The organism is Photobacterium obscurum, from assembly GCF_026191635.1.
GTDB classification, from domain to species: Bacteria; Pseudomonadota; Gammaproteobacteria; order Enterobacterales; family Vibrionaceae; genus Photobacterium; species Photobacterium obscurum.
The window spans coordinates 1-11,793 of sequence record NZ_JAKRRW010000022.1; the positions used below are offsets into that span (position 1 = coordinate 1).

At 43.7% G+C, this 11,793-nt stretch carries 11 protein-coding genes; 7 read left to right on the plus strand and 4 right to left on the minus strand.

Features of this window, described 5'->3' with window-relative positions; all coding sequences use genetic code 11:
* The first annotated feature begins 153 nt into the window (after positions 1–153).
* Positions 154–546: a hypothetical protein gene (locus MD588_RS20805; protein WP_265699616.1), complete on the plus strand. Its 393-nt coding sequence runs from the start codon at positions 154–156 to the stop codon at positions 544–546.
* A gap of 140 nt (positions 547–686) precedes the next feature.
* Here MD588_RS20805 and MD588_RS20810 read toward each other — a convergent pair whose 3' ends face one another.
* Together MD588_RS20810 and MD588_RS20815 are read right to left on the minus strand one after the other, a co-directional pair.
* Positions 687–878 (minus strand): hypothetical protein, encoded by a 192-nt coding sequence (locus MD588_RS20810; protein ID WP_265699617.1) that lies wholly within the window; start codon positions 876–878, stop codon positions 687–689.
* Between the two features lie 312 nt (positions 879–1,190).
* Positions 1,191–1,589: a VF530 family DNA-binding protein gene (locus MD588_RS20815; RefSeq protein WP_265699618.1), complete on the minus strand. Its 399-nt coding sequence runs from the start codon at positions 1,587–1,589 to the stop codon at positions 1,191–1,193.
* A gap of 307 nt (positions 1,590–1,896) precedes the next feature.
* Here MD588_RS20815 and MD588_RS20820 point away from each other — a divergent pair, with 307 nt between their 5' ends.
* Together MD588_RS20820 and MD588_RS20825 are read left to right on the plus strand one after the other, a co-directional pair.
* Positions 1,897–2,799 carry a S1/P1 nuclease gene (locus tag MD588_RS20820; RefSeq protein ID WP_265699619.1) on the plus strand — a complete coding sequence of 301 codons (903 nt, stop codon included), beginning with the start codon at positions 1,897–1,899 and terminating at the stop codon, positions 2,797–2,799.
* A gap of 240 nt (positions 2,800–3,039) precedes the next feature.
* Entirely contained in the window at positions 3,040–4,353 is a 1,314-nt protein-coding gene (locus MD588_RS20825) for a ferredoxin reductase family protein (protein ID WP_265699620.1), read from the plus strand.
* Positions 4,354–4,452: 99 nt separating this feature from the next.
* Here MD588_RS20825 and MD588_RS20830 read toward each other — a convergent pair whose 3' ends face one another.
* On the minus strand, positions 4,453–4,818 hold the full coding sequence (locus tag MD588_RS20830) for a hypothetical protein (protein ID WP_265699621.1): 366 nt from the start codon (positions 4,816–4,818) through the stop codon (positions 4,453–4,455).
* Positions 4,819–5,242: 424 nt separating this feature from the next.
* On the opposite strand from MD588_RS20830, the gene MD588_RS20835 reads away from it, so the two are divergent.
* On the plus strand, positions 5,243–5,863 hold the full coding sequence (locus MD588_RS20835; protein ID WP_265699622.1) for a hypothetical protein: 621 nt from the start codon (positions 5,243–5,245) through the stop codon (positions 5,861–5,863).
* A gap of 238 nt (positions 5,864–6,101) precedes the next feature.
* On the plus strand, positions 6,102–6,401 hold the full coding sequence (locus tag MD588_RS20840) for a hypothetical protein (RefSeq protein WP_265699623.1): 300 nt from the start codon (positions 6,102–6,104) through the stop codon (positions 6,399–6,401).
* A gap of 119 nt (positions 6,402–6,520) precedes the next feature.
* Here MD588_RS20840 and MD588_RS20845 read toward each other — a convergent pair whose 3' ends face one another.
* Complete coding sequence (locus MD588_RS20845) at positions 6,521–8,506, minus strand: bifunctional metallophosphatase/5'-nucleotidase (protein ID WP_265699624.1); 1,986 nt, start codon at positions 8,504–8,506, stop codon at positions 6,521–6,523.
* 865 nt (positions 8,507–9,371) lie between these two features.
* Here MD588_RS20845 and MD588_RS20850 point away from each other — a divergent pair.
* Together MD588_RS20850 and dcuC are read left to right on the plus strand one after the other, a co-directional pair.
* Positions 9,372–10,235: a MurR/RpiR family transcriptional regulator gene (locus tag MD588_RS20850; protein ID WP_265699625.1), complete on the plus strand. Its 864-nt coding sequence runs from the start codon at positions 9,372–9,374 to the stop codon at positions 10,233–10,235.
* Positions 10,236–10,403: 168 nt separating this feature from the next.
* Complete coding sequence (gene dcuC / locus MD588_RS20855) at positions 10,404–11,765, plus strand: C4-dicarboxylate transporter DcuC (protein WP_265699626.1); 1,362 nt, start codon at positions 10,404–10,406, stop codon at positions 11,763–11,765.
* Positions 11,766–11,793 lie beyond the last annotated feature (28 nt).

The window sequence follows — 11,793 nt, forward strand, 5'->3', positions numbered from 1 at the left end:
CCACTACAGATTAGCTTTGTGATCAGCGTTACCGTGCTCTGCGCCCCGCCCTAAATCATCCACGCCAATCCAGTCTTCAATGTCGATTGAGATAGTATTTTGCTAGAAAACGCGCATAATCTTGCGATACAACACTCAAAGAAGAAATTACTTATGACTGATTTTCAATATTACTTTCATCAACTTCCTTGTTTTAACTGTAAAAAAACCAAAGTAAGTACTGATCTTGGTTGGTTAACGGCTGCGATGAAAGATGATGTCCTAGCGCAAGTGGCTGCGATTATCGCGCAAGGCAACGTTGAGCCAGATCTTTCGGTGAACGTGACTTGTACTAAAGACGAAGCGCGTGATTACTTATTGCTGAATTTCTACGGTTACTCAGAAGAAGAACTAGCGAATCAAGTCGAAGCGGAAGATGAGCAAGAAGTTGCGGATGAAATAGCAGAGCTACTGGTAGAAGGTAACGATGCAGCAGTCTTTGAACACGAAATCGCACTACAAAGTTGTACTGATTGCGACATTGGTGAAGAGTCAAACCAAGCGTAATCATTAAACTTAAACATGTTCATCATACATAACATGATGTTCTATTTATTTAAGGCGTTAGCAGAGTAGAGTTTGCTAAGCAACTCGAATGGCCCTGTAATCGGGCCATTCAATGAAATGACGTATTGAGAGTCATCATCTTACTTAAACGTCGCTTCGAGCTGCTGCTGTGCGACTTCCAGTTGTGTCAACAGTTGCGAAGCATCGCTGATTCTGTTGTTGGCGATGGCCTCACGGATTCTGGTCTGGTAGCTTCTAACCTGGCTGATGCATTGCTGACGCGAAAATACATTTCTGAGACCACTTGCTTGATCCACTAGTACTTGAGCCATAGTAACCTCGCTGATTAACGTTGATAAAGATGAATAGTGATAGCTGATTATGAATATAGTTAATCATTTTTTTAGGCGGGGAATTTCAGGGAAATGTCAAAACTGGCCGATTTCAATGAAAAAATGCAATATGCCAGTAGCATAAAGATGCATCTATCAAGGCGTGGTAATGTTTGCGCTGGGAGATATAGCTGAAACTAATACTGCGGGACAAAAATGAGCTAAACAGATTTAATTCATTTGTGGATGCCAACAGACAATCCATGTCCGTTGTTTTAGATACCGACTTTGGTATCGGCGCGATTTAAACGCTTATCGACGTCTAGCCGGGTGTTTACGTGATGATCTTGCTTTGTAGGCAGATGCGGCTTTAGCCTGAGAAAGCAGAATGGACTCAACCGTTAGCTCCATCGGTTCTCGTGGCACAATACCGACTGGGAACGTACGCTTGCGAGGGGGTAATTCACGCTCTTCTTCGGTAGGTTTTGGCATACGCTTGAAGCGCGATAAGTAAAACGCTTCTAACTTCTCACGGGCCCACTCTGTTTTGCGAAGAAACTTAAGGCTGCCTGCAATTGTCGGGTTGGTATGAAAACAATTGAAACGCATTGCTGTGTCGAGGATCTCCCAGCCATAAAAATCGACCAGCTCGGTAAGTAGCGTTTCTAATTTAAGGCCGTGGAGTGGGTTGTTTTGCTGTTCTTCTAGCATTGCTATTCCTAAAGTGGGTATCTACCTAAGTAGCTTGAAGTTACTAGGGTGTGTCCCCTGAGTATAGTGGCGGGATCAGCCCACATTATACTGCTTACAGATGTAATGAATACATTTTAATCCGCTTAGAGTGGGTGAATGAGAGAAATCACAGAAGTAATTTAACGCTTGCCTTTTGGGTGAAACACCGCCACTTAATCGATTGCTTGAGCAACTAAATGCTTAAAAGGGATATAGCGTTTGACGTTATGAATTTGGAGGTGCCTAATTGCCCTTCAACCTGTAAGTAAATGTTAATGAGACAATCGTGAACAAAAAGAATCTAATCGCTTCAGTCGTTGCTGCGCTTGCTTTGGTGCCAAGTGTTGCTAATGCTTGGAATTACCAAGGCCATGTCACTGTTGCTGAAATTGCTTATCAGAATTTAAATATAACAGCTCGCTCTGAAGTTGATGCGTTGGCACAGAAAGCCTACCTTTCTATGCCTGCCGATATTCAAAAGAAAATGGATAGCTTCGAGGGCGCGAGCCAGTTTGCCAAGTTGGCGATGGTGCCGGATCTGATCCGCAAGGTTCCGGCTCAAGATGTATGGCAATCAATGGGGGAAGAGATCCCGGCTTCACTGAACCAGTGGGATGAGAAAACAACAGGGGCCTGGCATTACATCAACCAGGCATACCCTGCGAGCAGTGCTTGTAACTTCGTCCATGTTCCTAACATCAAGCTAGTGGCTAACCGCCTTTTTGAAGATTTTAAACAAAACCCTCAAGCTGCCAGCATGATGTTCATGAGCCACGTTGCCGGTGATTCGCACCAGCCGATGCATTCTATTTCTCAGAGCCTAAGTGCCGATAAGTGTGTGACAGATCTTGGTGCCAATAAGCACACGCTTAATATTCCACAAAAAGATCTTCACCACCTGTGGGACAGTGGTATGGGCTTTCTTGATACCCCTTATAATGTTCATGATGTCGCGGCGCAGCTTCAACAAGCTTATCCTAAAGCGTCAATGGAACTAGGTGAGACGGCAGATATCAACCAGTGGCTGAAAGAGAGCTACCAGCTGGCAGACTTCGGCTATAGCGTAGAAAAAGATACAACACCGTCTGAAGAGCACTTCCGCCAAGGCACTCAGTACGTTAAACAGCGTATGTCACAAGCGGGTTACCGTTTGGCTGATGAAATCAACCATGTATTCCCAGCCAAATAATCGCTAGTCAGCGATTTCGGGTGAAGTTAAGCCTGAAAGAAACAGAAAAGCCTGAGTCGGTTGGACCCAGGCTTTTTTATTTAAATGTATTGGCCAAAAGAATGATTGAGTGCTGATATGTAAAGCTCCGTAAATTAATTTGAAGCTAAGTAAAGTCGCTTCTATCCCTTGCGGAAGGGAATATTATATCTCTCATAGGTTTTATGACTGATATAAATATTCTAACGAGAAGCAAGAGCGATGTTGAAATTTACACTAATACTTGTATTGCTTTGGTCCCCAGCCTTATTGATAGGCTATGATGAAATGGGTGACTTTTTCTTCTGGCGTCATCAACTTACGATGTTGTCCGGAATTATTGGCCTTGGATATATGAGCTTTGCTGTGCTAATTGCCGCAAGGTTTAGCTGGCTTGAGTCTAGGCTAAAGGGATTGGACAAAGGCTATGCGCTTCATAAAAAACTTGGAATTGGTGCGACGATATCTTTAGTTTTGCACTGGCTTTGTGTTCAAAGTGCCAAGTGGCTCGTGCAGGCAGGGTTGCTAGAAAAACCCTCTATAAACCGGCCTGCAATTGAAGGGATCAACTGGCATTTTGTTGCCAATGAAATCGGCGAGATCACCTTTTATGTATTTGTCCTCTTTAGTCTTTTTAGCTTGGTACAAGCGATTAGCTATAAGAAGTTTAAGTTCACCCATAAAATTGGTGGCTTGTTGGTGATTGCCGGTATTATTCATACGGTCTTACTGCTTGACTGGACTGTCCAATCGATACCGATGAATATTTCCATTTTTGTTATTTCTATTGTTGGTATCTGGTGTAGTTACTTGTCGCTAATCGGCAAGATCGGCGCGAGTAATAAATCAACGGGAAAGGTCGTATCGGTTGAGCGATTTAAAGCCGATGCTGAAAGTAATGTAGCAATTCGCGTTGGAATTAAATTAGATTCAGTTCTCCAATATAAAGAAGGTCAATTTGCCTATTTGAATTTTCATGATGGCGAAGCTCCGCATCCTTTTTCAATTCTTAATTACGATGATGAGACGAACCTCATTGAATTTGGTATCAAGGATTTAGGCGACTATACCCATAAAATGGTCAACTATTTATCGTTAGGCCAAAGTGTGACTGTTGAAGGTGGATACGGATACTTCCAAGTACCACAGCAAGCAATACAAGTTTGGGTTGGGGCTGGAATAGGTATTGTCCCGTTTATCTCCCGCTTGTACTGGCTTGAACGTAAAGCTCGTAAGGAAAATATTGAGTTAAAAAAGATCCATCTTTTCTACTGTGTCAGTTCTAGAAGTGAAGCTTTCTTTGAAAAAGAAATCATGGCTATTTTGCAACGTTTGGAATTTATTGATCTTGAAGTACTTGATGCTGAAAAAGGAGAGTTTTTGAGTGCGGAGCAAATATTAAGTACAACCAAGGGCCAAGAACTTGATGTTAGCTTTTGTGGACCAGAAGAGTTTGGCAATTTACTGAGTAAACATTTAGCCGCTGCGGGCTTAGGAAATGAGCATTTTCATAGAGAGATTTTCAAAATGCGCTAGCGGCACTTCGAGTTCAATGGATTTTAACGGCGGGATATAATCAGAGCACAGACATTCACCTTAGTGAGTGTCTGTGCGTTTTAGTATACTTAAAGCGATTTACGCCGAAGGCATTAGCAGTTGTCCTAGGTAGCGAACAACATGCGCGGCATCTTGGGCGGCACTGTTTACTTTGGCAATGATTTTCTGAGCACGTTCGTCATCACCTTGCAGGCTTGCCTTCACTTTTTCGTTCATGGCTTCGGCCATTTCCAATTTCTGCTTGCAGTCATGAAACAGTGCAGAAAGGAACTGCATGTCTACTTCACCGCCCTCAGCAAACAACTTAGCCGCAATGCTATAAACCGTGTGGAACTTGGTTGCCATGTCTTTTTTGTCTGCTTGGCTCTCCCTTGCCCAGTCAGTAGCCCAGCCTTTGAAAATAACGGCGATCTGTGGATTTGGGGCGATGTTAACTTGCTGCATTGCGTGTTTGTCCTTGGGATTGTCTGGAAGGGGCATAGTAAAGTAGCGGGGAAGCGGTTTAAAGACATAATCATTTCTCACTCCGTTGATTGGTTGAAAAATAAGCGCCTTACATCTTGAGGACCTATTAACGGTTGATGCCGTTAAGGCAGATAGATCGGATCTGGTGGAATGTTTTCAAATATTTGGTTGATAGAAATGGGGAGGTGGTTGGCGTGGTTTTAAGCCGTATACTCCAGACTGACAATGCCATAATTGAAAATCCATTATGAGATCTTGGTTCAAAATCACCCTTTACTTGTTCCTAATCAAAAAAACAAACATCACACAAAATACTATTAAACAAATTGCATACTTGGTCGATATATTAAATATAAGAAAGACGTAGCCGCCGTTTTTTAGACCGCAGGCCAGGAAGGTATGTATGGATAAGGTTGTTCGATTAACCAAAGGGATCGTATTTGGTATTGCCGTACTTTCATCTTCAGTGAGCGCTAATCCGCTGGTGGGGAAAATGTACGACTATGAAGCGATAGGGGAGTCGTATTCTAAGCAGTTAAATCAAGTGTTGGCGTTTGAAGCGCGGTTAGAGGCGATTAAGAGTAATAAAATAGCGTTTCTGTCCGTTGAGCAAATGGGGAAAGTGAATGCGGCACTGACTAGAGTCCGCCATATCAAGCATATCCACAGCAATATCAGCAAAGATCGGTATTACGTGATGGGGCGAGAAATTGTCGACTCGTCATTAGGTAATAGCAATTGTACGCCGCGTAAGGTTTCACTGGCGACCACTCAAACTATTCAACTTAACTGCAAAGGGCTCGGTTATGAAATTGATGGCGACAATCTCTTTTCGGAATATGAATATTCAGACTTCTTTCTGACTATTAAAAAAAGTGACGGCAAGGTAGTCATTAGCTCCTATGTCGATGGCAGGCTGACACATCTCGAAGAGCAAATTATGGTGATTGATGACGAGGTATCCCGAGTTTATGCCCCAGTTCTACAAATGAACCAGCGAACTTTTACTACGCCCAAATCATGATAATACCAATCTAAATAAATATCTGCTCACTCATCATGGCTAAAATTATCAACAACAGTGTTGGCAATTTTTCCTTATGAAAAAGTAGACCACCTACTTATCCAGATTGGTATAAATGGCTATTAGTCCTTTATTTTGTTGGAATTTATTGATCTGAATAGCGTTTTTTATAAAACAATTTTGCAAGCTACCCTGTAACGGACTACTGTTATTATAACCAGTGTGTTAGGGGGTGCTTATGATTCAAGTTAACTTCGACCTGGCAAAGCAAGCCTATGCAAAAGTGCTGAAGTATCCGTACGGCGGGGAAATAGAGCAGCATGAGTATATGGCACTTAGGGTATTTCGTTGGGATTTAAGCCGTGCTGGAATGCCAATTGATAAAGTGTTTGACCTCCGCTTAATCGCAGCAGGTTATCGTACTATTGCTACTCGTCCCGCGCGGGCCCACCGTCCACTTCCTGCGTGTGTCTTGGAGCAAATGAGCGATAGCTGGAAACGTGAGCATGGGTATGAAAAGGAGCTTGTTGACAGTTAGTTCGAGACTAATTAGCTGTGCTTGTAAGTAATGCTTAGCACATTGCCCTTATTCGATTAAAAAGGGCTTTCAAAAGAAAGCCCGGTGGATATTGTTATGTCTTTGGGTGAATTAAAGACTTACTGCGCACGCTTGAAAGTAACCACTTGGTAATCAAGCGGCGTTAATGCAGGTCGCTCATTGGCGATGTAGTCGATAACAGACTGAGCATCGGTATTACAGCGGGTATTGGCCGCTTTACAGTTCGGTCCAGCAGACTCGTAACGAACCTTGTATTTACCACCAACTTCATCAATGTTCTTCACCTTAAAGCCCGTCAACTTGCCATCGACGTAGGCTAGGTCAACACGACCAGAGCTGTTCTTCTGCGCTTTGAATAGCGGTGTCCAGCCATCGTTACCGGTTGCGTTGTAATTGTTAATAGCAACGTTATAGATTTTATTGTCTTCCAGTTTTGTCCATACTGGATTTTCATCAGTACCAGTCATTACTTCAACATAGTCCAGATTACCGTTTTGGTTAGCAACGGTTTCAGTGTACTGGTAACGGATATGGCCACCATAAGGGAATTTGCCTGCGTGTGATCCTTCCGGAAGGGTTGCTGTAACAGCACCTTCAAGTAGTGCCTTGATATCGGCACCTTTCACTGGCAATACAGACATGAAGTTAGAGAATGGCAGCATCTCCAGAGAGACGTTACCTTCACGGTATTCACCCGCTTCGATATTGGTGCGAATACCACCGGCACCGATCAGTGAGAAGTCGACTTTCATTCCGGTTACGTGTTGCACTTCATCGGTATTTGCCCAGTAGTACTGGCCAGCTGCGATAATTGCGGCAACGTCTGAACCATGCTTGTCAGTTCCTCGGTCGCCCGGGCGGCGCTCGTGATTGATCTCTTCTGCAACCTGAGCAATTACGTTGCCGTAGGCTTGGTCTACTGCTGGCTTGTACTTGCTGTCGATCAGGCCACGCATTGCTGCTTCTTCTTCGGTGATGGTGATGTTGTTTTCGCCATCGATAAACTCAACGACTTTGGCTGTGTCTGCCGCGTTGAATTTGCTTTCTGTTTCACGCGTCGGCGAGTGGTAGTACTCATCGTTGCTCAGCAGGGTATTTAAGCCATTACAAGCGGTTACGTCACCGTTGGTATCGAAGCTTACTTCAAGCTGGCCGATCGCCTGTGCGTATTGGCCAGCCTGTACGACACATGTTTGGCTTAGGTCATTCGGGTTTTGTACCATTTGAGCGTAAATGCCGTTATGGTCGTGACCGATATTGGTGAAATCACCTAGCAGGGTATGCGAGTGGCCGCCAACAATAAGGTCGATACCGTTCACTTTAGATGCCACATCGACATCGACAGCGTTACCGATATGGGTCAGGGCAACAATGTTGTTGATGCCTTTATCTTTTAGCATATCGACAGTGGCCTGAGCCGATTCCACCATGTCGTGGAATTCAACTTTGCCGGTGTTCGGTGCAAGGTTTGGCATGTCGTCTAGCGCAATACCGAATACTGCAACGATATCTTTATCCTGAGGCAGGTTGTTAATATCTTCTACAACGGTTTTTTGGTTTCCGTCGAATGCGAAGACCACAAACGGCTTCAGATTGGTCTGATCTTTTAGGTCGGCATCTTTGCTGGTGTCAATATTGGCAGCAACAACCGGGAAGTTGATGTCACCAATGAACTGATTCAGCTTGGTGTTGTTCAAATCGAACTCGTGGTTGCCCAGTGCCATGGCATCTAGGCCCATTTTGCTCAGTAGCTCGGCATTCATTGCACCTTCATTAAGTTTGAAGTAGGCGCTGCCTTGCCATGCGTCACCACCATGCAGGAATAGGAAGCTGTTGTTTTGTGCTTTGGCGGCTTGTTTGTATTCTTCAGCCATAGTTTGTAGGCGAGGGAAGCCACCAAACTCGTTATAAACCAGCGTATCGTCGGTTTTGAAGCTGGATTTTACCGGGTCAAAATTGGAATGCGTGTCGTTGATATGAGCAACGGTCAGCGTGAAGGCTTTTTCCGGTTGAGAAGTAGTTTGGGCGCAGCCAGCAAGAGCTAGCGTGACAGATAATGCGACTAGTGGCTTTGAAAAGGTCATTTAGCTACCTATTTATCATTCTAATGAGTGAAGCTCAGATAAAAAAATGCCTCGCAGTAGCGAGGCGGTCGCACTATATCCAAGATTAAATGTATGAGCAATCGAGAAAAATGAAAAGTCAGTGTGGATATTTAAACGATTAACGCAAACGTTCTCCTGTTTGAACCATAGATAGCTGATAAATAGACGAAATATTATCGGCAGGCGATAACTTCACCATACTTTTTGAGGGACAATTACATTGTACAGAAAAACAGGTTGAATATAATTTAAGCATAGGGGTGTCTGTTAATTGTACAGATTGTCAGAGAGGGGGATCTAAATAGTTGTAGGCTGTTTGTCATTCAATTTATTAATAGAGTTACCAATGCTTAGGTGAATAAGAGCTGTTGGACTCATTTTCTCTTTCTATGTATCTGGAGAGCTCAATAACAAAATTAGGCTGGCTAGTTTGGGGGAAATTGATAACCAGTTATGAGTGGAAGCTCGTTCTTCATCAGGATAGTTATTTTGCGATTAGCATTGAATTCCCGTGGGTGGGAAAAATATCCCGAGTGTTAGAACCCTCTGAATTGTTAAATGTGACCGCACACCCACTATTATTTTTGCGATCCTCGAAATTATTTTTGAGAAGGGCGTTAAATTAAGAACTAATCTATATATTCCCACTAACTAATTCGCTATACGAATATGCTGTTAATTATGTGTAAACATCACTACGCAGTTTGATTAAGAATATATTTAACCCTGTTTCATGTAAGGGAATGATCACAATTTCAATGTGGGAAATTTATATTCCCTTGCTTGAATAACCCCTTTAATGGAAAAATTTCCCGTGTTGATAGATATTCGGGAAATAACCCCCATGAAAAAGCAAGACTTCATAAATACAGTGAATAGCTTCGAAACGCTAACGGATGCGGAGCGAAGAATCGCCCAGTATTTTATGGAGCACTATACTGTTTTGCCTTTCGCCAAGATAGATGAACTCTGTAAGCAAATAGGGGTTGGCAAGGCAACACTAGGACGTTTCTTGCAGCGTTTGGGTTTTAGTGGCTTCTTAGAGTTTAAGAAGCGAGTGACTGAAGATCTGACTCAAGCTCTGACAACACCTATTGAACGTTATGAACACCATACTTTAGATCCAGCCAGGTCAAGTAATAAAAGTGTTCTCGCAGCGCATTACGATGAAGTTATGGATAATATGGAGAAGACATTTGAGTCCATATCTGAAGCCGATTTTGAGCGGGCAGTAACTTACCTGCGCCAGCCAAAAGGAAAGCTCTATGTCATGGGCAGCGCCTCATCAGAAGCGTTGGCCAACTATTTCTATCTGCTTGCTCGTTATCTTCGTCGTGAAGTGGTGTTACTGAAAGCCGATATCTCGACTTTGCCACATCAATTGGTGGATGTGACAGAAAACGATACTTTACTGGCAATTTCATACCACCGCTATTCAAATATAACCGTACGCCTGGTGCGCTGGTTCCACGAGTGTGGAGGGCGGATTATTATTGTCACCGACCAGCCGGTAAACCCGTTTGTTGCCTATAGTGATGTTCAGTTTAATGTAGAAAGCGCAGGAAAGGGCTTTTTCAATAATCGTGCAGCAGGTTTCACTTTAATTGAAGCCTTTATTAAAGGCTTATCTCAACATCAGGAAAAGGATTACAGGTTCAAAAGGATAGAAGGGCTATTTGACGAATTCAGTATATTTAAAGCGTCGTAAATTATTAGTCAGGTAATTAATATCTAGCCAATTTATTGTTTGTGGCTATCCCTTTGTATAAAGGGCTGGACTCTTGCATCTTGAAAATGACGGAGTAAGAGTCGTACATATTTAATTTTTCGTATTTCAAACTATTTTATCTATTATTCATCATTGAAGAGGTCGCTGATGATCACGTATTTAGCTTTACCATCGATATTCGGAGTCGGGTATTTTATTGTCAAAAAATATAATACTCAGGCTGTGTTGTTTCTTGCGGGCCTATTGATGATTGCCTTGGGTGTGGTGAACGGCAATCCGGACTTTTTACCTAAAGGTGGTTCACACACTGGCTCTATTGTTGTCGACTTCTTTGAGGTTATTAAGGTTATCTCATCCACCACGTTAGCCAAGCTGGGTTTGATCATTATGGCGGTAGGTGGTTTTTCTAAATACATGGGCCATATTGGTGCGGCTAACGCCATGGTGCAGATTGCCACTAAACCGCTATCGTTGATCAAAAATCCGTATTTGGTGCTGGCGATGGCGTATATTACAGGCCAGTTGATCAATATCTTCATTCCGAGTGCGACAGGTCTGGCGTTGTTGCTGTTGGTTGCAATGTATCCGGTACTCGTCGGTGTTGGCTGTAATCCTGCGGCTGCCGCTGCTGTGGTGGCGACAACGGGCTGCTTGGATCTCGGGCCGGCTTCCTCTGCAGCAAACAAGGCGGCGGAAGTGTCAAATATTGATGTAGCGACCTATTTTGCTAGCTACCAGTTACCGGTTGCAATGGCAGCAATGGTTGTCGTCGCGGCACTGCATTTTGTTTGCCAGCGTTATTTCGATAAGAAAGACCAGGAGAAAGGTGTAACGCATGAGTTTAACCTGGATAGCAAAGATCAGCGTAAGGCGCCAAAGTGGTTCGCAATCTTACCTGTACTGCCGTTAATGCTTCTGCTGACTTTCAGTAAGTTTGCGATCACCAGCATCAAGATGGATGTTGTAACGGCAATGTTTATTGCCCTGTTTGTATCTATGGTGTGTGATTTCATTTATAGCCGTAATGGCAAAGAGGTTGCAGCGTCACTGAAAGTTTATTTGGAAGGTATGGGTAATGTATTTGCAGGGGTAGTCACACTGATCATTGCTGCTCAGGTGTTTGTCACGGGCCTGACGGCGATTGGGTTCATTGATTTGCTGCTTAACTCTGCATCAAGCATGGGACTGGGCTATTTGGCGATGATGATTGTGCTGGTCGGTATTATCGTAACAATTACCATGCTTTCAGGTTCGGGTAATGCGGCATTCTTCAGCTTTTCAAACCTAGCACCAGATGTGGCGTCACAGGTTGGTACGGCTGCAGCACATGTTGCCTTGCCTATGCAGCTGGCGGCTGGCCTTATGCGCTCGGCGTCGCCTGTCGCGGGTGTGGTTATTGCCTGCGCGGCAGTCGCCAACGTTTCGCCTATCGAGTTGGCCAAGCGAACGGCTATTCCAATGCTAGGCGGCTTGTTGACTGTGGTTATTTGTTCACAAATCTTGGTATAGCCTAGGACACACTCTGGGTAAGTTACAA

Bases quoted from the DNA above. Each gene is read 5' to 3' on its own strand.
- MD588_RS20805 (WP_265699616.1), top strand. From the start codon at position 154: ATGACTGATTTTCAATATTACTTTCATCAACTTCCTTGTTTTAACTGT.
- MD588_RS20810 (WP_265699617.1), bottom strand. From the start codon at position 878: ATGGCTCAAGTACTAGTGGATCAAGCAAGTGGTCTCAGAAATGTATTT.
- MD588_RS20815 (WP_265699618.1), bottom strand. From the start codon at position 1,589: ATGCTAGAAGAACAGCAAAACAACCCACTCCACGGCCTTAAATTAGAA.
- MD588_RS20825 (WP_265699620.1), top strand. From the start codon at position 3,040: ATGTTGAAATTTACACTAATACTTGTATTGCTTTGGTCCCCAGCCTTA.
- MD588_RS20830 (WP_265699621.1), bottom strand. From the start codon at position 4,818: ATGCAGCAAGTTAACATCGCCCCAAATCCACAGATCGCCGTTATTTTC.
- MD588_RS20835 (WP_265699622.1), top strand. From the start codon at position 5,243: ATGGATAAGGTTGTTCGATTAACCAAAGGGATCGTATTTGGTATTGCC.
- MD588_RS20840 (WP_265699623.1), top strand. From the start codon at position 6,102: ATGATTCAAGTTAACTTCGACCTGGCAAAGCAAGCCTATGCAAAAGTG.
- MD588_RS20845 (WP_265699624.1), bottom strand. From the start codon at position 8,506: ATGACCTTTTCAAAGCCACTAGTCGCATTATCTGTCACGCTAGCTCTT.
- MD588_RS20850 (WP_265699625.1), top strand. From the start codon at position 9,372: ATGAAAAAGCAAGACTTCATAAATACAGTGAATAGCTTCGAAACGCTA.
- dcuC (WP_265699626.1), top strand. From the start codon at position 10,404: ATGATCACGTATTTAGCTTTACCATCGATATTCGGAGTCGGGTATTTT.